Source organism: Stenotrophomonas forensis (assembly GCF_028752115.1).
In the GTDB taxonomy this organism is placed as follows: domain Bacteria; phylum Pseudomonadota; class Gammaproteobacteria; order Xanthomonadales; family Xanthomonadaceae; genus Stenotrophomonas; species Stenotrophomonas forensis.
Map to the genome: position 1 here is coordinate 120,607 of NZ_CP082270.1, position 21,409 is coordinate 142,015.

Consider the following 21,409-nt stretch of genomic DNA (forward strand, 5'->3'; position numbering starts at 1 on the left):
CCCGCATGGCCCAGGTATTCCGCGAAGCCGTTTCCATCGAGCAGCTCAACGCGCTCAGCCGCAGCACGGCGATTGAATCCCTGGGCATCGTCTTCAGTGCGGCCGGCGAGGACTGGCTGCAGGCCACCATGCCGGTGGATGAACGCACCCGCCAGCCCTACGGCATCCTGCACGGCGGCGCCTCGGTGGTGCTGGCCGAGACCCTGGGCAGCAGCGCCGGCAACCTGTGCGTGGAGACCGGCAAGCAGATCTGCGTGGGCCTGGAGATCAACGCCAACCACGTGCGTGCGGTCCGCTCGGGCACGGTCACCGGCACTGCCCGCGCGCTGCACGTGGGCCGCAGCACCCAGCTGTGGGAGATCCGCATCGAGGACGAGCAGGGCCGCCTGGTATGCATCTCGCGGCTGACCCTGGCGGTGGTGGCCGCCGGCCACGGCTGAGCCCCTGGCAGGCGCGTTGACGGCGGCGGAACCCAGCGTTCCCCGCCGATTGCCCCGGTCGATCGGTGTTATGGCCTAAATCGGCTGGCAGCGATGACGGCCCTCCGGTATCGTGCGCGGATGACTTCCCCCACTCCGGCCCCCCGTGGCGGCGTGGCGCGTGTGTGCCGTTACCTGTACCGCGTACCGCTGCTGTTGGTCCACATCATCGTGTTCCTGCCGCTCATCCTGATCGGCATGCTGCCCCCGTGGGGCGAACTGCGCGTGGGCGACGCCACCTTCGGCGCCAAGGTGGTCAACTGGTGGCAGGGCGGGCTGATGTGGATCTTCGGCTTCCGCCTGGCGCAGATCGGCCAGCCGCTGCCCGGCGCGGTGCTGTTCGTCGCCAACCACGTCAGCTGGGTCGACATCTGCATCCTGCACAGCCAGCGCATGATGGGCTTCGTCGCCAAGCGCGAGATCGCCAGCTGGCCGCTGGTCGGTTGGCTGGCCGCGCGTGGCCAGACCATCTTCCACCAGCGCGGCAACACCGAATCGCTCGGTGGGGTGATGCAGGTGATGGCCGACCGCCTGCGCGAAGGCAAGGCGGTGGGCGTGTTCCCGGAAGGACGCACCCGCGGCGGCCACGAAGTGGGGCCGTTCCATGCCCGCATCTTCCAGGCCGCGGTCGAGACCGGCGTGCCGGTGCAGCCGGTGGCACTGGTCTACGGAGTGAAGGGCGACGCACAGACCATCGTCGCGTTCGGCCCCGGCGAGAGCTTCTTCGCCAATTTCCTGCGCCTGCTCGGTGAGCCGGCGCGACGTGCGGAAGTGCACTTCCTGGCACCGATCGGTGCGCAGGACCTGGAAGGCCGTCGGCGCATCGCGGAGACTTCGCGCGCGCGCATCGTGGCGGCCATGAGCACCGGGTGAGCGCACGGTGGCCCTGATCCCGCCACCAGTACTGGACGCCGGCACGCCGACGCTGCACGCGGCTGACTACCAGCCGCCGCGCTGGCTGCGCAATCCGCACCTGCAGTCGATGCTCAGCTCCAGCCGCATGCGCCTGCAGCGCGGCCTGCTGTTGCTGGCGGCCACGGGTGCGGTCAGCGAGGAACTGATTCTCGACGGTGGCGACGGAGTGCGCCTGCAGGGCTGGCACAGCCATGTCGAAGGCCGCGAACCCAAAGGCATGGCGTTGCTGCTGCACGGCTGGGAAGGCAGTGCCGAATCCAGCTACATGCGCATGGCCGCCGCGCGCATGCTGGAACAGGGCTTCGACGTGGTGCGGCTGAACTTCCGCGACCATGGCAACACCCATCATCTCAACCGCGGCATCTTCCACTCCAACCTGATCGATGAAGTGGTGCATGCTGCGGGCGATATCGCCCAGCGCTGGCCGCAGCTGCCGCTGGTGGCCGCCGGCTACTCGCTGGGTGGCAACTTCGTGCTGCGCCTGGCCCTGCGCGCGCCGGCCGCCGGCGTGCCGCTGCAGCGCGTGGCCTCGGTCTGCCCGGTGCTGGACCCGGCACTGACCATGGAAAGCATCGAGAACGGCCCGGCGATGTACGACTGGTACTTCCGCCGCAAGTGGGCCGGTTCGCTGCGCCGCAAGCGCGACCTGTTCCCCGAGCTGAGCGACTGCGACGACCGCGTGCTGAAGCTGGACATCCGCGCACTGACCGCCTGGCTGGTCGAGCGCCACACCAGCTTCGGCTCGCTGCAGGCGTACTTCGACGGCTACTCGATTGCCGGCGACCGCCTGTCCACGCTGCAGGTGCCGGCCGATATCCTGATGGCGCAGGATGATCCGGTCATTCCGTATACGACCTTCAATGACTGGCAGCTGCCGCGCCAGGCGCACCTGGAAACCGCCTGCTGGGGCGGCCACTGCGGCTTCATCGAGAACTGGCGGGGCGATGGCTTCTCCGAGCGCTGGGTCGCGCAACGCCTGCAGCGGGTCCTGCAGGCCTGAACCGGCAGCGGCACGCAGCCCGCTACAATGCCGGTTTGCACTTGAAGCGGACTGCCATGCAAGACCAGATCATCCAAGCGTTGCGCCAGAACCAGGCCGACCAGGCCGTGCAGCTGGCCCAGGCGTGGACCCGTGACGAACCCGGCCTGGCCGATGCCCACCGCTGGCTGGCGCTTGCGCTGCAGCAGCAGGGCAACGCCGAAGCCGCGATGGAGGCATTGCAGCAGGCGCTGCGGCTGGCCCCGGACGACGCCCAGCTGCACCTGCAGCACGCCGGCCTGCTGCTGGCACTGCGCCAGTTCGAAGGCGCCGACGAGGCGCTGCTGCGTACCACTGGCCTCGATCCGAACGCCTTCTCCGCCTACCTGATGCAGGCGCACCTGGCGATCGGCCGCAACGACTTCGACGAAGCCCAGCGCCTGTCGACCCTGGCCGGGCGCGTGGAACCGGAGCATCCGGAACTACTGACCATCGACGGCATGGTCGCGCTGCGCCGTGGCGATGCCGACCGCGCGCTGGCACTGCTGTCGGCCGCCAGCAAGGCGCTGCCGGACGATACCCGCGTGCTGTACGCACTGGGCTTCGCCTATCTGGGCAAGGACATGCTGGCATTCGCCGAGCAGTCGTTCCGCCGCGTGCTGGAACTGAACCCGTCACTGTCCTCGTTGCACGGCCTGGTGGTGCAGCTGGCGCTGCGCCAGGGCAACGTGCCGGCTGCGGCCGAAGCCGCGCAGGTCGCCCTGCAGCAGCCGGAGCTGGACGTGCCGGCGATGCGTCGCCTGGCCGGCGAACTGGCGCTGCGCAACAGCCAGCCGCTGCAGGCGCTGGACCATCTGCTGCCGTTGCTGGACATCCAGCCGGAAGACCGCCAGGTGCTGCAGCTGCTGCTGATGTCGTGGCAGCGCCTGGGCCGCGAGGATGAAGCGCGCGCACGCCTGGATGCGGTGCTGGAAGCCCATGACCAGCTGCACGACGTGTGGCTGGCGCGGCTGGCCATCGAGCAGGTGGGCAGCGCAAGCGCAGTGGCCGCCGTCGAGCGCTGGATGGCGGCGATGCCGGCGCATCTGCCGGCGCTGGAAGCGCGCCTGCGCCTGCACGACATGGTGGGCGAGCGCGCGCAGGCCGAGGCGATCGCCGAGCGCATCGTCAGCCTGGAACCGGGCCGCGTCAGCGGCGAAACCCGGTTGGTCGAAGGGCTGCTGCAGCGCGACCCGGCCGCCGCGGTCGCGCGCGTGCAGGCGCTGATCGAGCAGGCACCGGAGGCCCACCGCGCCGACCTGCGAACCTGGCTGGGCGAGATCCAGGATCGCGCCGGGCAGCCGCAGGAAGCGCTGCGCACCTGGATGTCGCTGCAGGCCGAGCAGGCGCCGCAGCGCTTGCCGCTGCCGCCGCAGGCCAAGGCACCACCGAGCTGGCCGGACAAGGGCAGCATCGATGGCGATGCCAGTTCCGCACCGATCTTCCTGTGGGGCGCGCCCGGCTCGGGCGTGGAGCGCGTGGCGACTGGCCTGGCTGCCGCCAGCCCGGTGCTGCGCAGCGATCGTTACACCAACACGCCACCGGATGACGCCTTCCAGAACTTCAACACGCTGCAGGATCTGGCGTCGGGTGTGCTGACGCCGGAGCGGCTGGTGCAGCGCTGGCGCGAACAGCTGCCGGCGCGTGGCCTGCAGAGCGACACCGTGATCGACTGGCTGCTGTGGTGGGACAACGCTCTGCTGTGGGCGCTGCGCCCGCAGTTGCCGCAGGGGCGCCTGCTGCTGGTGCTGCGTGATCCGCGCGACATGCTGCTGGACTGGGTGGCCTACGGTGCCGCCGCACCGCTGGCGATGACCTCGCTGGCCGAAGCCAGCGAGTGGCTGACGCGCGCACTGACCCAGGTCGCCACGCTGCACGAGGAAGACCTGTATCCGCACGTGCTGCTGCGCATCGACCAGATCGGCAACGACCCGCATGCGATGGCCGAACTGCTGGGCCGCCTGTTCGAGCGGCCGATGCCGCCGGCTGCGCAGCTGGGCGCTCCGCGCCTGCCGCCGGGCCACTGGCGCAACTACCGCGACGTGATGAGCGCCGCCTTTGCCCAGCTCACCCCGGTTGCGGTGCGCCTGGGTTACCCGGAAGAGTGAGGAGAGTGCAATGCAGCTGAGCAGCAACAGCCTGACCCACGGCGCGCCGATCGACCGCGCGTTCGCCGCCGGCGACGCCAACGGCTTCGCCCCGGACCGCAACCCGCACCTGGCCTGGAGCGGGGCGCCGGCCGGCACCCGTTCGTTCCTGCTGGTGTGCGTCGACCCGGACGTGCCGACCGTGCCGGAGACGGTCGGCCGCAGCGACATGAGCGTGCCGCGTGACCAGCCGCGCTGTGATTTCGTGCACTGGGTGATGGCCGATATCCCGGCCACGGTGCAGGAGATTGCCGCCGGCAGCTGCAGCGACGGCTTCGTGGTCAAGGGCAAGCCCGCGCCGGCCGGCCCGGACGGCAGCCGCCAGGGCCTGAATGACTTCACCGGCTGGTTTGCCGGCAATCCGGACATGGCCGGTGACTACCTGGGCTACGACGGTCCCTATCCGCCCTTCAACGACGAGCGCGTGCACCGCTACTTCTTCCGTGTGTTCGCGCTGGACGTGGCCTCGCTGGAGCTGCCGGCACGCTTCACCGCCGCCGACGCGTATCGAGCCATGCACGGTCACGTGCTGGCCGAAGCGGCACTGCACGGAACCTACACGCTGAACCCGGCGCTGGGCTGAGGCTGTTGTCGGGTAGTGCCGGCCGCTGGCCGGCAACGTCCGTGTGTTGCCGCAGTCGCCCATGGCAGCCGGCCAGCGGCCGGCTCTACCACCGACGGGAAGGGCGGCCACCCGGCCGCCCTTTTCATTCCTCCGGCAGCGATGCCGGTTCGAACACCGCGGTATCGCCCTGCGCGTTGCGCACCGTCAGCGTGCCCCGCTCGCCCAGCTCGAGCATCGGCGCCGACCCTCCGCCGTGCATCAGCATTCGCGCGCGCTTCTGCTGCGTGGTCATTTTCGGATCGATGCACTCGGCCGTGGTCTGCACGCCGTTGCGCAGGTTCAAGTGATTGCCCTGCAGCTGGTACTGGCTGCTGGCGTGGTTGCACAGGTTCAACTCGCTCATGAAACCGGAGCGGAAGCGCAGCGTGTAGGGCGCGTGGCCCGGGACGAACAACGCGTCAATGCGCCGGCCCTGCGCGTCGGTGGCGCGCACCAGTTGCCACAGGTGTGCTTCAAGCTGATCGATGCCGGGCGTGCTGGCAGCGGCCACGTCCGCAGACATGGCCAGCAGTGCCGCAATGATGAGGACGGGGACGTGCTTCATGCCGATCTCCCGATGCACGTGGGTAATGCCGGCCGCTGGCCGGCAACATCCGTGTGTTGGCGGTGCCGCGCAGGGCAGCCGGCCAGCGGCCGGCCCTACCGACCATGAAGAAGGGCGGCCTCTCGGCCGCCCTTCTGTCGTCTTACTTCTTCTCGACGGCCGACTCGACCACCATGTCCAGCACGTATGCCTGCGACGGCGCATCGGCCGGCGGGTTCTTCACTTCGTAGCGCTTCACGCGCACCACGTTGCGCACGCCGTCTTCGTGGGTGTAGCCCTCGATGTTGCCGTAGAAGTTCTCGAACTTGCCCGGCTCGCCCTGCTTCAGGCCCTTGTCGTCGAACTTCACCTCGCGCACCTGCAGGCACTGGTAGTCCGGGATCAGCGGGTGCGAGCACTTCTCGGTCTTGGCCGCCACTTCCAGGAACACGGTTTCGCCGGCGCCGCCGTAGCGGGTTTCAGCGGTCGGCTCCGGGTTGAACACCAATACGTCGCCCTTGGCGGTGGTCAGGGTCAGCTTGCCGCCGGCATCCTGCTCGGCCTTCAGCTCGCCCTGCAGGCGGCTCGACACAGCCTCGTCCAGCGCCATCAGCGCCTTGTCGGTGCAGGCCATCATCGTCGATGCCATCGCGCCCACGGTCAGCTTGCCGTCGGCCAGGGTGTAGCTGCCGCCCATGTGGTTGCAGGCGTTGCTGACCGAAAGGCGGCCATCAGCGAAGTCCAGGGTGACCGGCTTGTCTTCGCGGGCGAACAGCGCATCGATGCGCTTGCCGTCGGCGGCGGTGGCCTGCTGCAGCAGCCAGTGCTGGCTCTGCAGGCGCTGCGCATCCAGGTGCGCCAGCGTCTGCTGGTCTGCTGCCTTGGCCGCGGCCGGGGCCACGTCGTCGCCGCCAGTGCCGGCCGGGGCCGGGGTCTGGCTGCAGGCGGCCATCAGGGCCAGCGGGAGGAGCAGGGTGAGCTTGCGGTTCATGGTGATTCTCCTTGGGGAACCGTGGGGGAAACGGGGTAGGGCCGGCAACGGGGTTGCCGGGCCCCGGCGCTGTTCAGCTGCCGGACGGCAACCACAGCAGCAGCGCCGCGCCCAGCGCGATGCGGTAAATGGCGAAGGCGGTGAACCTGTGCGACTTGATGTAGCCCATCAGCCACTTCACTACGACGAAGCCGGTGACGGCAGCGGCAAGGAACGCCACGCCCACGTCGGTCCAGTTCTCGCTGCCCAGCTTTCCGTCCTTGGCCATTTCCAGGAAGGTGTAGGCGCTGGCGGCGAACATGGTGGGAATACCGACCAGGAACACGAACTCGGCGGCGGCCGCACGGCGGCTCAGGCCCAGCAGCATGGCCAGGAAGATCGCCGAGGCCGAGCGCGAAGTGCCGGGGAACACGCCGGCCACCACCTGCGCCAAGCCCACGCCGATCGCCACCGTCCAGGTCACCTGGTCGCGGTCGGGCAGGCGCGCGGTGTAGGCCTCCACCAGCAGCATCCAGACGCCACCGATGATCAGGGCCCAGGCCACCGGGCTGACCGTTTCCGGCAGCGACCAGCCGGCCTTGCGCACCACCAGGCCGACCACGGCGGTGACCAGGAAGGCGGCGCCCAGCTTGAACACATAGTCGCGGTTCTCGCGCTGGTTGAAGCCGGTCGCCAGCTGCAGCAGGCGCTGGCGGAACACCAGCACCACGGCCACGATCGCGCCGGCCTGGATGACGATGTTGAAGAAGTCCGAGCGGGCTCCCAGCCAGTGCTGGGCGATGAGCAGATGGCCGGTGCTGGAGATCGGCAGGAATTCGGTGAGGCCTTCGAGGATGCCCAGCAGCAGGGCGGAGAGCAGGTCGGACATGGACGGTGCGTGCACGCGCGGCGGAAGGAAGAAGGTCGAGAGGATAGACGATCCCTGCTGCACCAAACGGGTGCGTCTGGTGGCGGGCGCACCCGTTTGGTGCGGACCGTTCTGCACCGCGACGGGGCGCCCTGTTTGAAATCAATGACTTGCAGCCAGTGAAAAGTTGGCACGGTCGTTGCTGTACCTCAGCAGGCATTCATCCCCATCCGAGGTCGTACCGATGTCCGTGGAAAACGTAGAAAAGCTGATCAAGGACAACCAGATCGAGTTCGTCGACCTGCGCTTTGTCGACATGCGTGGCGTCGAGCAGCACGTGACCTTCCCGGTCAGCATCGTCGAGCCGTCGCTGTTCGAAGAAGGCAAGATGTTCGATGGCAGCTCGATCGCCGGCTGGAAGGGCATCGCCGAATCGGACATGGTGCTGCTGCCGGATACCGCCAGCGCCTACGTCGACCCGTTCTACGCCGATCCGACCATCGTGATCAGCTGCGACATCCTCGACCCGGCCACCATGCAGCCGTACGGCCGCTGCCCGCGCGGCATCGCCAAGCGCGCCGAGGCCTACCTGAAGTCCTCCGGCATCGCCGAAACCGCGTTCTTCGGCCCGGAACCGGAATTCTTCATCTTCGACTCGGTCCGCTTCGCCAATGAAATGGGCCACACCTTCTTCCAGGTCGACTCGGAAGAAGCGGCGTGGAACAGCGGCGCCAAGTACGACGGCGCCAACAGCGGCTACCGTCCCGGCGTGAAGGGCGGTTACTTCCCGGTTCCGCCGACCGACACCCTGCACGACCTGCGCGCTGAAATGTGCAAGACGCTGGAGCAGGTCGGCATCGAAGTGGAAGTGCAGCACCACGAAGTGGCCACCGCCGGCCAGTGCGAGATCGGCACCAAGTTCAGCACCCTGGTGCAGAAGGCCGACGAACTGCTGCGCATGAAGTACGTGATCAAGAACGTCGCGCACCGCAACGGCAAGACCGTCACCTTCATGCCCAAGCCGATCGTCGGCGACAACGGCAGCGGCATGCACGTGCACCAGTCGCTGTCCAAGGGCGGCACCAACCTGTTCTCCGGTGACGGCTACGGCGGCCTGAGCCAGCTGGCGCTGTGGTACATCGGCGGCATCTTCAAGCACGCCAAGGCCATCAATGCCTTCGCCAACTCGGGTACCAACAGCTACAAGCGCCTGGTGCCGGGCTACGAAGCCCCGGTGATGCTTGCCTACTCGGCGCGCAACCGTTCGGCCTCGTGCCGCATTCCGTGGGTGTCCAACCCGAAGGCGCGCCGCATCGAAATGCGCTTCCCGGATCCGATCCAGTCGGGCTACCTCACCTTCACCGCGCTGATGATGGCCGGCCTGGACGGCATCAAGAACCAGATCGACCCGGGCGCACCGAGCGACAAGGACCTGTACGACCTGCCGCCGGAAGAAGAGAAGCTGATCCCGCAGGTCTGCTCCTCTCTGGACCAGGCGCTGGAAGCGCTGGACAAGGACCGTGAGTTCCTGAAGGCCGGCGGCGTGATGAGCGATGACTTCATCGACGGCTACATCGCGCTGAAGATGCAGGAAGTGACCAAGTTCCGCGCGGCCACCCACCCGCTGGAATACCAGCTGTACTACGCCAGCTGACCGGTGGCGATGGCGGTGGGCTTCCCCCTCCCACCCGCCGCCATCGCTTCCGACTTCGCGGCTGGGGAGCCGCGGTCAGATCGGGGTCGGATCCCTTTCGTTCACGAACGGGCTCTGACCCCTGATCCAGGGGCAAGAGAGAGACCGGATACGCGACCAGGGCCGCCCTCCCTCCCGCGTCGGTCGTGCAAGGAGAGAGGCACGGCCGTCCCGGCCCTGTACGTGTCCGGTGCAACAGCCGCGGCCATCATCCTGATGGCCGGTGGTTGCCTGATGCCAACGCGCGCTGGCGCGCTGGCCCCATCCACCCTCGGGACATGCGCATGAAACTGATCTCCGCCATCATCCGGCCGTTCAAGCTCGACGAGGTCCGCGAGGCCCTCTCCGACGCAGGCGTGTCGGGCATCACCGTGACCGAAGTGAAAGGCTTCGGCCGCCAGAAGGGCCACACCGAGCTGTATCGCGGCGCCGAGTACGTCGTCGACTTCCTGCCCAAGATCAAGATCGAAACCGTGGTCACCGACGAGCGTGCCGATGCGGTGATCGAGGCGATCCAGTCGTCGGCCGGCACCGGCAAGATCGGTGACGGCAAGATCTTCGTCACCGCCGTCGAACAGGTCATCCGCATCCGCACCGGCGAGATCGGTGCCGACGCGCTGTAATCCCCCTTCCGGAGATTCCCCCATGAAGATGCGCCTTCTCACCGGGTGGCAAGCCCGGTTCCATATCGTGTGCCTGTTGATGCTGCTCAGCGCGCTGGCCGCCGGGGCATGGCCGGGCAGTGCCCACGCCCAGGCCCAGGTGTCACCGCTGCCCAGCGAAACCGTTGCGGTTGAGTCGTTGCAGGACCCGGCTGCGGCGGCCGCCGCACCTGCGGTGGCCGAAGCGGCTGCCGCCTATGACCGCGGCGACGTCGCGTGGATGCTCACTTCCACCTTGCTGGTGCTGTTGATGGTGGTGCCCGGGCTGGCGCTGTTCTATGGCGGCCTGGTGCGTTCGAAGAACGTGCTGTCGGTGCTCAGCCAGATCCTGGTGGTGTTCTCGCTGGTGCTGCTGCTGTGGGTGGCGTATGGCTACAGCGCGGTGTTCAGCGCCGGCAATCCGTTCTTCGGCTCGTTCACCGAATTCGCCTTCCTCAAGGGCTTCACCCCCGACTCGGTCGGCAACACGCCGATCAAGGGCCTGCCGGACTACCTGTTCGTGGCCTTCCAGTCGACCTTCGCCGGCATCACCACCGCGCTGATCGTCGGCGCCTTCGCCGAACGCATCAAGTTCCGCGCGGTACTGCTGTTCTCGGCGCTGTGGTTCACCCTCAGCTACATCCCGATGGCGCACATCGTCTGGGGTGGTGGCTACCTGGGTGAACTGGGTGCGATCGATTTCGCCGGCGGCACCGTGGTCCACATCAATGCGGGCGTGGCCGGCCTGGTCGCCGCATGGTTCGTTGGCAAACGCTTGGGCTACGGCCAGACCGCATTGAAGCCGCACAACGTGCCGTTCACTTATATCGGCGCGATGCTGCTGTGGGTGGGCTGGTTCGGCTTCAATGCCGGCTCCGCTGCTGCGGCCGATACCGTGGCTTCGCTGGCCTTCCTCAACACCGTGCTGGCCACCGCCGCTGCCGTGCTTGGCTGGACGCTGGTGGAAGCGATCGGCAAGGGCAAGCCGTCGGCACTGGGCGCCGCCTCGGGTGCGGTGGCCGGCCTGGTTGGCATCACCCCGGCCTGCGGAACGGTCGGTCCGCTTGGCGCGATCGTGATCGGTTTCGTCGCCGGCGTGGTCTGCGTGTGGGGTGTGACCGGTCTCAAGCGCCTGCTGAAGGTGGATGACACCGCCGACGTGTTCGGCGTGCACGGTGTCGGCGGCATCGTCGGTGCCATCCTCACTGGTGTGTTCAGCGCACAGTCGCTGGGCGGCACCAAGGCCGATCTGGATATCGCCCATCAGGTGTGGGTGCAGGTGGTCAGCGTCGGCCTCACCGTGCTGTGGTCGGCGGTGGTGACCACGCTGATCCTGCTGGTGGTGCGCAGCGTGGTCGGCCTGCGTGTCACCGAGGAAGCAGAGCGCACCGGCCTGGATGTGACCTCGCACGGCGAGTCCGCCTACGAGGCCTGAGGTATCGGCGAGCGGCCCTGCGGGGCCGCCTGCCGCCGCCACTGTGGGTGCCGACCGTTGGTCGGCACTTCTACTGCTCTGGTAGGTGCCAAGCTTGCTTGGCACTGTCGGCGACTCAGCCACGCATGGCGTGGCTCTACCGTTCCTGCTTCAATGGCTGTCTGCAGGTGTGCGTGTTCGCCACCAACGACTTCGATGGACTACAGAACGGAGCAGGTGTGATCCAGGCGACTTCCGCAGCAGTGATGGAAGACATCGAATGGTATGTCTACCTGCTGACCCTGGGCGACTACAGTCCGCATGCGTTTGTGGACGGCGTGGCTGGCGCAGCAGATCGAGAACGCTGGAGCTTTGCCGTGGAGCTCACCTATCGCTGCCTTTCCTCCGGTCTGTGGCGGCTGACCTACCACGACCTGCTGGCAGATCTGGGGTTTCCCAGCATCGATGCCTTCTGCCAAAAGCTCTCGGTTGTCCGTCCGGATCAGCTTTCCGACGAGGGGCAGGTTCTTTGGCTGGATACCTACATGGAAGCGACGGAGCTGTGCCTGGATCTGGTCTCGCGTTACCTGCGTTCGCAGTCGAGCGATGAGACGACCTTTCATCCAGGATTCTACGATGAGATCGAACGGATGTTCTCCGACGCCGGAGTACCCTGGAGCCGTGGGCCGGCATTTCCCATCGGCTGAAGCACTTCCACGTGTGAACGATTGCTCGCAGAAGACGCCTTTTTCCTTCAAGCTATGCTCTGGATCAAGGTGTCCTGTCCCGTTGCCATCGTGAGTGCCCGGTCCCGTAGCGCACTGGAAGGTCCGCCAGAAGTCGACGGGCTCCATGCGAATGCCGTAATGGAACCTGTCGTGATTGAAGGCCAGCGCACGCGGGGAAGCTACTTTGCATTGATTGTCGAAACCTGCGTCGACTGTGTCGGCGAATCATGCTCCGAGTTCGAGAGGTTCGAGCGGGATGATCCCGTGAGACCTGATCTCGCAGGGCAGTATCGCGCGTTTGCGAAGCTGGCTCTGGGTGGCGGGAAAGTGGGCTCGTGGCATATTTTCAGGATTGGCGGATTCGGTGCCGCACTGATCGTCAGTGGGGAAGTGAAGTCACGCCTTGAGTGGGCTGGCGTGACTGACGTGATCTTCGAGCAGGTCGGGTAGACCGGAAGTGGGACAGGGGTTTCCGTTGCGGCAGCAGGGAATGGGTTTCGAATGACTATCCAGGCAGTTCTCTTTCCCTACTGGACCGGCGATTGCCACGTTCCATCCAGCGAAGAGAAGATCGGTGACGCGCCGGTGGTACACCATGGGCAGGGACGGGGTGTCGGTGAAATCGCAGCGTGGCTGGATGGAGACTTCGGTCATCTCGGGCGCGGAAGCGAACTGCGGACCCGCAGTGCCTTTGCTGCGCCCACAAACGGTGACGAGGGCAGCGCATGCGTCCACTATGGAGAGGGACATGCTGTCCTGCGGGCGGCCGATTTCTTCCTGGTGCATTCGCGATGGAACTCTCAGGACGTTGTCTTGTTGACGCGACCCCAGATACTGGCTGTGCTTGAGGGCTATGCAGTGTTTCGAAGTATGAATCCGCGGAAGAAGCATCGTCCGCCCATGCCGTTCGCGATCGAGTACGAGGCCGAGGATGAAGAGGCGATCCGATTGTTCACCCAGGTTGGGGGCTGCTTCGAACCGGAGATGGATACTGGACCGGAGTACTGAATGACAGCTGCGTGGCTCCGGCACCCTGATGTTCCCGCGCATGTGCGCTGCACGAAGGAGCGACATGGCGGGCATGAGTAGCGGATCGTGGAAGTCTGCTCCAGGCAGCATGTGCATCGGTCATTGATCGGTACAGGTTCGATCAACCCGAATGGGGACGAAAATGAGTGTCGCAGGTAGACGGGCCTTGTTTCTATCAAGCGCCAGTGCACTGGCCTGGCTTTTCCTGCTCGCCCTTTGGGGGGCGGTCACTTTCAATCGGAACACCGACAACTCCCTCGGAATCTACGAGCTGTCCACTGTGCCAGGTGTAGAAGCGCTCTTCTGGGTCTGCTTCTTCGGGCAGCCCATGCTGACCGTGGTGATGTTCATCCGGATGGCGTTGCGGCACCGCTCCGCGTTCTGCGAGATCCCACTCGCGATCGCGGTCTGGGGCCTGTTCCTGTACAACCTGTCGTTCTTTCGAAGTTGAGCGGCACGCCGGCGTTGGCCTGACCAGGTCGTGCTGTCCCTGTGTGGACAGCACGACCACCGGTGACGTCCGCGCCCGTGCAGCACAACCTGCTTGCCACCTGGGTGCCATCACCCAGCCAGAACGCGCGCACGCCGGTCATCATCGTCATCCACCACACCGAGCAGAAATCGGTGCAGCAGCGCCTGCGTACTCTGCGTACTGCGGGCAACGGTGGACCGGTCAGTCGAGCTGGGCATCAACACCGATGCGACGGCGGCATACCGTGCGCTGGAGGCCATGCCTGATGCCAACCAGCAAGCAGGTTGCCGCGGATGTGCAGGCCTATCAGAGCAACAAGGCAACCCAGACGTACTACGACGGCCTGTCAACGGAACAGAAGAAGGCGTTCAACACGTTCAGCGCGGAACAACGCGATGCGGTACTGACCCCAAACAGCCCGGACTGCGACAATGCGAAGAAGTGGGGCACGGGCGGCGAGTACAACCGTGCACTGAACGCAGTGACGACGGTGCTGGTGGGTGGTGTGGCGGGGCGGGGCGCGGGCCAGGTCGCGTCCAATGCGCTGGCGCCTTATGCCGCTTACTTCATCGGCAGCAAGCTGGACCCGAACCACGGCAGCGATCCCAATGCGACTCTGCAATTGCTGTCGCATGCGGTGTTGGGTGCGCTGCTGGCGGAAGCCAATGGTGGCAATGCGGGAACCGGAGCGGTGTCCGCGGCCGGCGGCGAGTTGGCCGCGAAGGTACTGACCAATACGTTGACCGGCGGAGACCCCTCCAAGCTGAGCCCAGAGCAGAAGGAGATGGTGCTGGCGCTGTCGCAGGCGGTGGGTGCGCTGGCGGGTGGGCTGTCGGGACAGGATCTGGCCGGGATCGCGTTGATTGCGGGGATTGCCAAGAACTCGGTTGAGAACAACTGGCTGAGCAGGCAGGAAATCGCACTCATGGAGTCCGAGCGGGCCGCGTGTGGTGGAAAGGGAGGCGATGTCCAAGCCTGCAAGGACTCTGTGACACGTGCGTATGACGAGCTCACGGAACTCAGGTATGGGTTCAGATTAGAAAAGGGGCGGAAGTTAATGGCTGGATAAATAAGAATCCGCTGCCTTATCATCAGGAATATGGATTTTCATCGCCCGTAAAGCCAGTTCAAAAGAAGGTCACGAAATGAGTGCTAGTGATGTGAAAGATGTCGGAAGAATTTCCGTCCGGGCTGCATATGTGTTGATGTGCGTGTTTCTTCAAAAATATATGAAGAGGGGTGGTGGGCAGGACACTCTTGTTGATCTGTTATCTTCGGGAGGGTCATTTCTATGGGCGAATGGCGTGCCCAATGATCCGGCAATGTGGGATGACTGGCGTGATGCATTTGCAGAGGTTGCCACCGCGGGGAGTGCTCTCAATTCTGAATTTTGTAGCGCACAAATTAATTCGTCGGGCGAGTGCTTGACGTTGCCAGATGCGTTCTCGGTAATGATGGTATTCCTTGAGGCGATTTTTGATCGATCTGGTGAGGATCTTCCGCTGTTCGAAGTTATTGTTCGTCTCATGTCGCCTTTAAGTGATTCCGGTTGTCTGAATGATTCCTCTGTCTGGGCTGAGTGGATGGAGTCGGTTGGAAAGGTGAGGGCATAGGGTTCTGGGCGTTTGAGTTCTTATGGGTGCTGTCCCTTGAGCTTACGTGTCCACGGTGTTGGAATGGATTGACCGCATGGCCGAGTCCGTTTCGTGCACTTAGCTGGATGGCGAGTCGATAACGGTTGGCGACTGGCGTGCAGAATGCGTCCTCCAGGGTGAGGTTGTTGGAGTTGCGTAATCCGCGTGGATCGGAAAAATTAATTGAGATGATGCCTGGACTCCTTCCAGTTCTCGATTGAGCGTTCTTCTGGTTTTGATGAATTTCGTTCGGATCTGTCAGATTCTTTGGGTATTCCGCAATCGATTGTTTTCGACTCTGACTAATATTGGGATCATGCGGAAGCTAAAGATTCGGTGGGGGTATGGGTTATGCATGATGACGGTTCGTTCAAAAATATCGTCAACGTCTACAGTGGATTGAATGTAGGTGATGAGGAACTTGGGCGTTTGGCTATTCGGATTGGAGTTTGAGATTTGGGCATGAGGCGGGGGGCGTTATTGAGTTTTTTGCATGACAGCTCCCCAGTTCTCCAGCGATCAGCACGAAGCGAAGAACCATGGCTGCAGTCCATGGTTACAATCCGCCCATGATCAGCCCCCGCCTCCTGGCTCCCACACTGCTGGCCCTGGCCCTTTCGGCCTGCACCGCCACCGCGCCCGTGCAGCACAACCCGCTCGCCACCTGGGTGCCATCACCCAATCAGAACGCGCGCACGCCGGTCATCATCGTCATCCACCACACCGAGCAGAAATCGGTGCAGCAGAGCCTGCGTACGCTGCGCACCGCCAATAGCGGCGGGCCGGTCAGTGCGCATTACCTGATCGGCGCCGATGGCCATCGCTACCAGCTGGTGGCCGATGAGCGCCGCGCCTGGCACGCAGGGGCCGGGCGCTGGGGCACCATCACCGATCTCAATTCAGCCTCGATCGGCATCGAGCTCGACAACGATGGCCGCAGCCCGTTCAGTGCGGCGCAGATCGAATCGCTGATCGTGCTGCTGCGCGATCTCACCACCCGTCTGAACATTCCGCCGCGGCAGGTGATCGGCCATGCCGACCTGGCGCCAACGCGCAAGCAGGATCCGAGCCGCTTCTTCCCCTGGCAGCAGCTGGCCGAGGCCGGATTCGGCGTCTGGCCGCGCGCGGCCGACGGTGCCGCACCGGAAGGCTTCGATGCGTGGAACGCGCTGGCCCGCTTCGGCTATCCGCTGGACAACCGCGAAGCCACCGTCGCCGCGTTCCACCGCCGCTTCCGTGGCCGCGACGACCTGCCGAAGACGCTGGATGCCGAAGACGCGCGCATCCTGCACTCGCTGCTGCTGCAGATGCCGTGACCACGCGCATGAACGCTTGACCCCACGCTGGGTTGCCGCCCAGCGGCCGGCCCGCCACCATGGCGGCATGATCGATTCCGCCACCTTCTTCAAGCGCAGGCACTGCATCCTGCTGGCAGCGGCCGCGCTCGCCGGCTGCTCCACCACCGCTCCCCGCACCGGATCCGAAGTGCCGACGCCGGTCACGCCGCCTGCGGCCACCTATGCCAAGGCGGCATGGAGCGCACTGCCGCCGGTCTCCGACAGCGATCTGCAGGCCGGCTTTGTTGCCTGGCGCAGCAGCTGCACCCGCCTGAAGACCGATGCGGTCTGGGCCAGGTCCTGCGCCACCGCAGCGGCGGTTTCAGACAAGGACGCGGCCGCGATCCGCCAGTTCCTGCAGCGCGACCTCGATGTCTACGCGCTGCGCGCCGGGGGCCACCAGGCCGATGGCCTGATCACCGGCTACTACGAACCGATCTACGCCGGCAGCCTCACCCGCACGGCCACCGCGACGGTGCCGGTGTACGGCACGCCCGATGACCTGGTCGTGGTGCAGCTGGACAGCCTCTACCCCGAGTTGAAGGGCAAGCGGCTGCGCGGCCGTGTCGACGGCAAGGTGCTCAAGCCGTATGACGACGCCGGCACGATTGCCAGCAAAGGGGCCAAGGCGCCAGTCTTGGCCTGGCTGACCGATCCGATGGACCTGCAACTGCTGCAGATCCAGGGGTCCGGCCGGGTGCGCCTGGCTGACGGCACGCAGGTACGGTTGGCCTATGCGGAACAGAATGGCCACCCCTACCGCGCCATCGGGCGCTGGCTGGTCGACCAGGGCCAACTGAAGAAGGAAGACGTCACCATGGACGCGATCCGTGCCTGGGCCCGGGCCAACCCCGCGCGCGTGCCGGAACTGCTGCGCAGCAACCCCAGCTACGTGTTCTTCGTGCGCAACCCGGACAGCCCGGAAGGCCCGCGTGGCTCGTTGAACGTGCCACTCACCGCCGGTTACAGCGTGGCCGTGGATCGCACCGTGGTGCCGCTGGGCAGCCTGCTGTGGCTGTCCACCACCCGCCCGGACGGCACGCCCGTGGTGCGCCCGGTGGCTGCGCAGGACACCGGCGGCGCCATTGCCGGCGAAGTGCGCGCGGACCTGTACTGGGGCAGTGGCGATGCCGCCGGCAAGCTGGCCGGTGACATGAAGCAGAAGGGCAACATCTGGATGCTGTGGCCGAAGGGCGTAGCGCTGCCGCAGTAGGTGGCAGGGATCTGCCCCCCGGATGCCTGATAATGGCGCCATTCCGAACTTTCCGGCCGCACCTGCGGCCAGGACCCCTGCAATGACCTACGCAAAGCACAACGCAAGATCCGGCGCGAAATCCGCCGCCAAGAAGTACTACAAGCACTGGGCCGAATCGGGCCTGGGCAAGGGCAACGTGCTGATGGAAGCGCGAGGCGAGAAGATCGTGCGCCAGGTGGAAATCTACGGCACCAAGATGGTCTGGGCCGACGAGCATGCCCACAGCGATGACCGCTTCCTGCTGGCCGACCAGCCGGTGTCGTTCCTCGATTTCGACGAGGACGACGAGATCTCCGCGCGCGAATTCGAAAGCGCATGGAAGAAAGCCCGGGAAGCCACCGGCTACCCGGTGTAACGCTGCCCACCCGGGTTCGGGTCCCTTTCCGAAGGGAAAGGGCTCTGACCCCGGGCCAAGGCTCAGGCAGCCGCGTTGTAGGGTTCTATCCGGGCAAGCACGTCGGCCAGCTTTTCCTTGGTCATCGCGGCATCGAAGTCGGCCTGCAGGCCGATCCAGAACTTGTCCGAGACGCCGAAGTAACGGGACAGGCGCAGCCCGGTGTCCGCAGTGACTGCGCGATCCCCGGAGACAATCTCGCCGATCCGGCGTTGTGAGACGCCAATTGCCTTGGCCAGCCGGTATTGGGTGATACCCAAAGGCTCCAGGAATTCATGCAACAGGATCTCGCCGGGAGCGGGGTAGGGGACGGTTCGCACTCGCACGACTCCTTCAGTGGTAATCGACAATTTCGACCTCGGCAGGACCTTCCCGGGACCAGACAAAGCACAGCCGGAACCGGTCATTGATGCGGATGCTGTACTGGCCGCGCCGGTCCCCATGCAGCGACTCCAGTCTGTTCGCTGGCGGCAGACGCAGATCCCGCAGATCGGCTGCCACATTGAGCATGGCCAGCTTTCGCAGCGCGGCAGCTTCAATGTGGCGCCATCTCTGCACGCGATGGCCATCAAACAGTGCCTGCGTACGTTTGCAGGCAAATGATTGGATCGGCATGTTGGTAACGTGTGGCGATAGTATCGTAATGCGTTAGTATCACCTCGGCAAGCATGCGGCGTAATTCCTGGGCGCGACGGCTGACGACGCATTCGATGCGATCTGATGCTGGACCCGCGTTTTGCACTACATTGGTGCAATGTCCGACCCCGCACCCCCGCCGTCCCTCGATGCCTTGGGCACGCCGCTGGCCTGGGCCGGCGCCGATGGCTGCATTGCCGGCTGCAATCCGGCCTTCGCCCGCTGGCTGGGCGTCAGCGCGCGACGCCTGCTGGGTCGGCCCTTGGCCGCACTGGAAGTGCAGGGCGAGGCACTGGCCCATTTCCTGGCCCGTGATGAGCGCGACAGCCTGCGCCTGAACCGGCTGGCGCTGGCCGTGCCCGGCGAGGCGCCGCGCTTCGCCGAGGGCTGGATGAGCCGCCGCGACGATGGCGGCTGGTTGCTGGAGGCGCACCCGGTCGATGAATTCCCTGGGCTCGATCCCACCCAGGCCCTGCCCAGCGCGCTCAGCGCGGCGCTGAAGGGGCTGGCCCACGAGCTGCGCAACCCGCTGGCCGGTCTGAAGGGCGCGGCGCAGCTGCTGGCCCGTCGCGCGGCCCAGCGCGATGCCAGTGAACGCGAGCTGATCGAGCTGATCGGCTCGGAGATCGAGCGCCTCAACGGTCTGCTCGACCAGCTGCTGTCGCCGGCCCCGGCCGCGCCGCATGCCGAACTGAACATCCATGCCGCGCTGGAGCGCGTGCTGCGCCTGGCCGAGAACGAGGCCGGCTGGGCGGTACGCCTGCAGCGCGACTACGACCCCAGCATTCCCGAATTCCACGGCGACGCCGACCGCCTCACCCAGGCGGTATGGAACCTGGTGCGCAACGCGATCCAGGCCGGCGCCGGCAGCATCACCCTGCGCACCCGCGTGGAGCATGGCGTGCGCATCGCCGAACAGCTGCACACGCTGGCGCTGCGCCTGGAGATCGCCGACGACGGCCGGGGCGTGCCGGAGGAACTGGCCGAACACCTGTTCCTGCCGCTGGTCAGTGGCCGCGCCGAAGGTACTGGCCTGGGCTTGGCGCTGGCCCAGCAGGTGGCGCGCGAGCATCGCGGCACGCTGACCTACCGCTCGCGCCCGGGCCATACCGTGTTCACCCTGCTGCTGCCGATCGGCAATGGCGCCGCCCCGGCCGAGGAGGCCCCGCGCGATGTCTGACTTCTCCACCGCCGCACAGCGCATCTGGGTGGTCGACGATGACCGCGCCGTGCGCTTCGTGCTGTGCACCGCGCTGCGCGAAGCGGGCTACCAGGTCGTTGATTTCGACAGCGCCGCCCCGGCGTTGCAGGCGCTGGGCGAGGGGCCGCCGCCGGCCCTGCTGTTCACCGACGTGCGCATGCCGGGCGACGACGGCCTGGTGCTGCTGGACAAGCTCAAGGCTGCGCTGCCGCAGCTGCCGGTGGTGGTGATGTCGGCCTACACCGATGTGGCCAGCACCGCCGGCGCGTTCCGCGGCGGCGCGCATGAGTTCCTGTCCAAGCCATTCGACCTGGACGATGCGGTGGCGCTGGCGCAGCGCGTGCTGCCGGCGGTGGCACCGGCCATGGCAACGCCCACGCCCGCCGCCGAAACCCCGAGCGACCAGCCACCGCAACTGGTGGGCGATACCCCGCCGATGCGCGCGCTGTTCCGTGCCATCGGTCGCCTGGCACAGGCGCCGCTGGCGGTGCTGATCACCGGCGAGACCGGCACCGGCAAGGAGCTGGTGGCCAATGCGCTGCATCGCGAATCGCCGCGTGCGCAGGGTCCGTTCGTCGCGCTCAATACCGCGGCGATTCCCGCCGAACTGCTGGAAAGCGAGTTGTTCGGCCACGAAGCCGGCGCCTTCACCGGTGCGCAGCGCCGCCACATCGGCCGCTTCGAGCAGGCCAACGGCGGCACGCTGTTCCTGGATGAGATCGGCGACATGCCGCTGCCGCTGCAGACCCGCCTGTTGCGCGTGTTGGCGCAGGGCGAGTTCTTCCGTGTCGGTGGCCGCGAGCTGATCCGCGTCGATGTACGCGTGGTCGCCGCCACCCACCAGGACCTGGAAGGCCTGGTCGCACAAGGAAAGTTCCGTGCCGATCTGCTGCACCGCCTGGACGTGGTGCGCCTGCAGCTGCCACCGCTGCGCGAGCGCCGCGAGGACATCGCGCAGCTGGCCAGCACCTTCCTGGCCGCCGCCGCGCGCAAGCTGGATACACCGCCGAAACGCCTGACCGCCGCCGCCCTGCAGGCGCTGCGCGAGCATGATTGGCCAGGCAACGTACGCGAGCTGGAAAATGTGTGCTGGCGGATGGCCGCGCTGGCCGCTGCAGACACCATCGGCGTGGCTGATGTCGATACCGCGCTGAACCGTGCACGCGGCCGCCGCACCAGTACCAACGCAGCCGACCCGGGGCAGTGGGAAGCGCTGCTGGCTGAATGGACACGCCGGCAGCTGGCCGAAGGCGTGGAGGGGCTGCACGCGCAGGTGCGCGAGCGGGTCGACCATGCCCTGCTGGAGGCCGCGCTGCAGATCACCCACGGCCGCCGCGCCGAAGCCGCTGCCCGCCTCGGCCTCGGCCGCAATACCCTCACCCGCAAGCTGGGCGCCGGGCGCCGCCGCGGGGGCCATTGAACGGTCCCTG

Annotated in this window: 24 protein-coding genes and 1 pseudogene; 20 read left to right on the plus strand and 5 right to left on the minus strand. The window is 66.2% G+C overall.

Going from position 1 to position 21,409, the window contains the following annotated elements; translation table 11 throughout:
• Positions 1-5 precede the first annotated feature (5 nt).
• From K5L94_RS00520 to K5L94_RS00540, 5 genes are all read left to right on the plus strand, one after another.
• On the plus strand, positions 6-440 hold the full coding sequence (locus tag K5L94_RS00520) for a hotdog fold thioesterase (protein ID WP_004153521.1): 435 nt from the start codon (positions 6-8) through the stop codon (positions 438-440).
• Between the two features lie 120 nt (positions 441-560).
• Positions 561-1,352 carry a lysophospholipid acyltransferase family protein gene (locus tag K5L94_RS00525; protein WP_053448442.1) on the plus strand — a complete coding sequence of 264 codons (792 nt, stop codon included), beginning with the start codon at positions 561-563 and terminating at the stop codon, positions 1,350-1,352.
• A 7-nt stretch (positions 1,353-1,359) separates the two neighbouring features.
• The gene (locus tag K5L94_RS00530) at positions 1,360-2,394 is read left to right on the plus strand and encodes a YheT family hydrolase (protein ID WP_080357202.1); all 1,035 of its coding nucleotides are present in this window, start codon (positions 1,360-1,362) and stop codon (positions 2,392-2,394) included.
• Positions 2,395-2,450: 56 nt separating this feature from the next.
• The gene (locus K5L94_RS00535; RefSeq protein WP_053448443.1) at positions 2,451-4,520 is read left to right on the plus strand and encodes a tetratricopeptide repeat protein; all 2,070 of its coding nucleotides are present in this window, start codon (positions 2,451-2,453) and stop codon (positions 4,518-4,520) included.
• A 10-nt stretch (positions 4,521-4,530) separates the two neighbouring features.
• Entirely contained in the window at positions 4,531-5,142 is a 612-nt protein-coding gene (locus K5L94_RS00540; protein ID WP_164086749.1) for a YbhB/YbcL family Raf kinase inhibitor-like protein, read from the plus strand.
• A 124-nt stretch (positions 5,143-5,266) separates the two neighbouring features.
• Here K5L94_RS00540 and K5L94_RS00545 read toward each other — a convergent pair whose 3' ends face one another.
• From K5L94_RS00545 to K5L94_RS00555, 3 genes are all read right to left on the minus strand, one after another.
• On the minus strand, positions 5,267-5,728 hold the full coding sequence (locus K5L94_RS00545; protein WP_053448445.1) for an META domain-containing protein: 462 nt from the start codon (positions 5,726-5,728) through the stop codon (positions 5,267-5,269).
• Positions 5,729-5,870: 142 nt separating this feature from the next.
• Positions 5,871-6,698 (minus strand): META and DUF4377 domain-containing protein, encoded by an 828-nt coding sequence (locus K5L94_RS00550; RefSeq protein WP_053448446.1) that lies wholly within the window; start codon positions 6,696-6,698, stop codon positions 5,871-5,873.
• Positions 6,699-6,771: 73 nt separating this feature from the next.
• Positions 6,772-7,566: an undecaprenyl-diphosphate phosphatase gene (locus K5L94_RS00555; RefSeq protein ID WP_053448447.1), complete on the minus strand. Its 795-nt coding sequence runs from the start codon at positions 7,564-7,566 to the stop codon at positions 6,772-6,774.
• A 223-nt stretch (positions 7,567-7,789) separates the two neighbouring features.
• Here K5L94_RS00555 and glnA point away from each other — a divergent pair, with 223 nt between their 5' ends.
• The 13 genes and pseudogenes from glnA to K5L94_RS00620 all read left to right on the plus strand — a co-directional run bounded on the left by glnA (position 7,790) and on the right by K5L94_RS00620 (position 18,103).
• Complete coding sequence (gene glnA / locus K5L94_RS00560; RefSeq protein WP_004153533.1) at positions 7,790-9,199, plus strand: type I glutamate--ammonia ligase; 1,410 nt, start codon at positions 7,790-7,792, stop codon at positions 9,197-9,199.
• Between the two features lie 323 nt (positions 9,200-9,522).
• Positions 9,523-9,861, plus strand: a complete 339-nt coding sequence (locus K5L94_RS00565) for a P-II family nitrogen regulator (RefSeq protein WP_004134334.1) — start codon at positions 9,523-9,525, stop codon at positions 9,859-9,861.
• A gap of 22 nt (positions 9,862-9,883) precedes the next feature.
• On the plus strand, positions 9,884-11,314 hold the full coding sequence (locus K5L94_RS00570; RefSeq protein WP_053448448.1) for an ammonium transporter: 1,431 nt from the start codon (positions 9,884-9,886) through the stop codon (positions 11,312-11,314).
• 125 nt (positions 11,315-11,439) lie between these two features.
• Complete coding sequence (locus tag K5L94_RS00575) at positions 11,440-12,000, plus strand: hypothetical protein (protein WP_053448449.1); 561 nt, start codon at positions 11,440-11,442, stop codon at positions 11,998-12,000.
• Between the two features lie 54 nt (positions 12,001-12,054).
• A complete protein-coding gene (locus K5L94_RS00580) occupies positions 12,055-12,471 on the plus strand; it encodes an imm11 family protein (protein ID WP_337999997.1) in 417 nt (138 codons plus the stop codon).
• A 51-nt stretch (positions 12,472-12,522) separates the two neighbouring features.
• A complete protein-coding gene (locus tag K5L94_RS00585; RefSeq protein WP_075675710.1) occupies positions 12,523-13,029 on the plus strand; it encodes a hypothetical protein in 507 nt (168 codons plus the stop codon).
• Between the two features lie 163 nt (positions 13,030-13,192).
• Positions 13,193-13,501, plus strand: a complete 309-nt coding sequence (locus tag K5L94_RS00590; protein ID WP_139319640.1) for a hypothetical protein — start codon at positions 13,193-13,195, stop codon at positions 13,499-13,501.
• Between the two features lie 41 nt (positions 13,502-13,542).
• Positions 13,543-13,728: pseudogene (locus tag K5L94_RS00595) on the plus strand (hypothetical protein); the annotation flags it as partial.
• A gap of 59 nt (positions 13,729-13,787) precedes the next feature.
• A complete protein-coding gene (locus K5L94_RS00600) occupies positions 13,788-14,591 on the plus strand; it encodes a VENN motif pre-toxin domain-containing protein (protein WP_053448452.1) in 804 nt (267 codons plus the stop codon).
• 76 nt (positions 14,592-14,667) lie between these two features.
• Positions 14,668-15,135 carry a hypothetical protein gene (locus K5L94_RS00605; protein WP_148564910.1) on the plus strand — a complete coding sequence of 156 codons (468 nt, stop codon included), beginning with the start codon at positions 14,668-14,670 and terminating at the stop codon, positions 15,133-15,135.
• A 590-nt stretch (positions 15,136-15,725) separates the two neighbouring features.
• Positions 15,726-16,472, plus strand: coding sequence for an N-acetylmuramoyl-L-alanine amidase (locus K5L94_RS00610; RefSeq protein ID WP_148564911.1), 747 nt, complete (start codon positions 15,726-15,728; stop codon positions 16,470-16,472).
• A gap of 67 nt (positions 16,473-16,539) precedes the next feature.
• Positions 16,540-17,706 carry a murein transglycosylase A gene (gene mltA / locus K5L94_RS00615; protein ID WP_053451220.1) on the plus strand — a complete coding sequence of 389 codons (1,167 nt, stop codon included), beginning with the start codon at positions 16,540-16,542 and terminating at the stop codon, positions 17,704-17,706.
• An 82-nt stretch (positions 17,707-17,788) separates the two neighbouring features.
• Positions 17,789-18,103, plus strand: coding sequence for a hypothetical protein (locus tag K5L94_RS00620; RefSeq protein ID WP_008268793.1), 315 nt, complete (start codon positions 17,789-17,791; stop codon positions 18,101-18,103).
• A gap of 62 nt (positions 18,104-18,165) precedes the next feature.
• Here the strand turns inward: K5L94_RS00620 and K5L94_RS00625 are convergent, their stop codons facing one another.
• Entirely contained in the window at positions 18,166-18,462 is a 297-nt protein-coding gene (locus tag K5L94_RS00625) for a HigA family addiction module antitoxin (protein ID WP_053448454.1), read from the minus strand.
• A gap of 13 nt (positions 18,463-18,475) precedes the next feature.
• Positions 18,476-18,757 (minus strand): type II toxin-antitoxin system RelE/ParE family toxin, encoded by a 282-nt coding sequence (locus K5L94_RS00630; protein WP_014035516.1) that lies wholly within the window; start codon positions 18,755-18,757, stop codon positions 18,476-18,478.
• Between the two features lie 139 nt (positions 18,758-18,896).
• Between K5L94_RS00630 and K5L94_RS00635 the strand changes: the two genes are divergently transcribed.
• Positions 18,897-19,958 carry a two-component system sensor histidine kinase NtrB gene (locus K5L94_RS00635; RefSeq protein ID WP_008268783.1) on the plus strand — a complete coding sequence of 354 codons (1,062 nt, stop codon included), beginning with the start codon at positions 18,897-18,899 and terminating at the stop codon, positions 19,956-19,958.
• Positions 19,951-21,399 carry a nitrogen regulation protein NR(I) gene (gene ntrC / locus K5L94_RS00640; protein ID WP_053448455.1) on the plus strand — a complete coding sequence of 483 codons (1,449 nt, stop codon included), beginning with the start codon at positions 19,951-19,953 and terminating at the stop codon, positions 21,397-21,399. Before K5L94_RS00635 ends, ntrC begins: the two co-directional genes overlap by 8 nt.
• Positions 21,400-21,409 lie beyond the last annotated feature (10 nt).

Excerpts from the sequence above, each read along its gene's own strand:
- K5L94_RS00520 (WP_004153521.1), top strand. The coding sequence starts at position 6 with ATGGCCCAGGTATTCCGCGAAGCCGTTTCCATCGAGCAGCTCAACGCG.
- K5L94_RS00525 (WP_053448442.1), top strand. The coding sequence starts at position 561 with ATGACTTCCCCCACTCCGGCCCCCCGTGGCGGCGTGGCGCGTGTGTGC.
- K5L94_RS00535 (WP_053448443.1), top strand. The coding sequence starts at position 2,451 with ATGCAAGACCAGATCATCCAAGCGTTGCGCCAGAACCAGGCCGACCAG.
- K5L94_RS00540 (WP_164086749.1), top strand. The coding sequence starts at position 4,531 with ATGCAGCTGAGCAGCAACAGCCTGACCCACGGCGCGCCGATCGACCGC.
- K5L94_RS00545 (WP_053448445.1), bottom strand. The coding sequence starts at position 5,728 with ATGAAGCACGTCCCCGTCCTCATCATTGCGGCACTGCTGGCCATGTCT.
- K5L94_RS00550 (WP_053448446.1), bottom strand. The coding sequence starts at position 6,698 with ATGAACCGCAAGCTCACCCTGCTCCTCCCGCTGGCCCTGATGGCCGCC.
- K5L94_RS00555 (WP_053448447.1), bottom strand. The coding sequence starts at position 7,566 with ATGTCCGACCTGCTCTCCGCCCTGCTGCTGGGCATCCTCGAAGGCCTC.
- glnA (WP_004153533.1), top strand. The coding sequence starts at position 7,790 with ATGTCCGTGGAAAACGTAGAAAAGCTGATCAAGGACAACCAGATCGAG.
- K5L94_RS00565 (WP_004134334.1), top strand. The coding sequence starts at position 9,523 with ATGAAACTGATCTCCGCCATCATCCGGCCGTTCAAGCTCGACGAGGTC.
- K5L94_RS00570 (WP_053448448.1), top strand. The coding sequence starts at position 9,884 with ATGAAGATGCGCCTTCTCACCGGGTGGCAAGCCCGGTTCCATATCGTG.
- K5L94_RS00575 (WP_053448449.1), top strand. The coding sequence starts at position 11,440 with ATGGCGTGGCTCTACCGTTCCTGCTTCAATGGCTGTCTGCAGGTGTGC.
- K5L94_RS00580 (WP_337999997.1), top strand. The coding sequence starts at position 12,055 with ATGCTCTGGATCAAGGTGTCCTGTCCCGTTGCCATCGTGAGTGCCCGG.
- K5L94_RS00585 (WP_075675710.1), top strand. The coding sequence starts at position 12,523 with ATGACTATCCAGGCAGTTCTCTTTCCCTACTGGACCGGCGATTGCCAC.
- K5L94_RS00590 (WP_139319640.1), top strand. The coding sequence starts at position 13,193 with ATGAGTGTCGCAGGTAGACGGGCCTTGTTTCTATCAAGCGCCAGTGCA.
- K5L94_RS00600 (WP_053448452.1), top strand. The coding sequence starts at position 13,788 with ATGCCAACCAGCAAGCAGGTTGCCGCGGATGTGCAGGCCTATCAGAGC.
- K5L94_RS00605 (WP_148564910.1), top strand. The coding sequence starts at position 14,668 with ATGAGTGCTAGTGATGTGAAAGATGTCGGAAGAATTTCCGTCCGGGCT.
- K5L94_RS00610 (WP_148564911.1), top strand. The coding sequence starts at position 15,726 with ATGATCAGCCCCCGCCTCCTGGCTCCCACACTGCTGGCCCTGGCCCTT.
- mltA (WP_053451220.1), top strand. The coding sequence starts at position 16,540 with ATGATCGATTCCGCCACCTTCTTCAAGCGCAGGCACTGCATCCTGCTG.
- K5L94_RS00620 (WP_008268793.1), top strand. The coding sequence starts at position 17,789 with ATGACCTACGCAAAGCACAACGCAAGATCCGGCGCGAAATCCGCCGCC.
- K5L94_RS00630 (WP_014035516.1), bottom strand. The coding sequence starts at position 18,757 with ATGCCGATCCAATCATTTGCCTGCAAACGTACGCAGGCACTGTTTGAT.
- K5L94_RS00635 (WP_008268783.1), top strand. The coding sequence starts at position 18,897 with ATGTCCGACCCCGCACCCCCGCCGTCCCTCGATGCCTTGGGCACGCCG.
- ntrC (WP_053448455.1), top strand. The coding sequence starts at position 19,951 with ATGTCTGACTTCTCCACCGCCGCACAGCGCATCTGGGTGGTCGACGAT.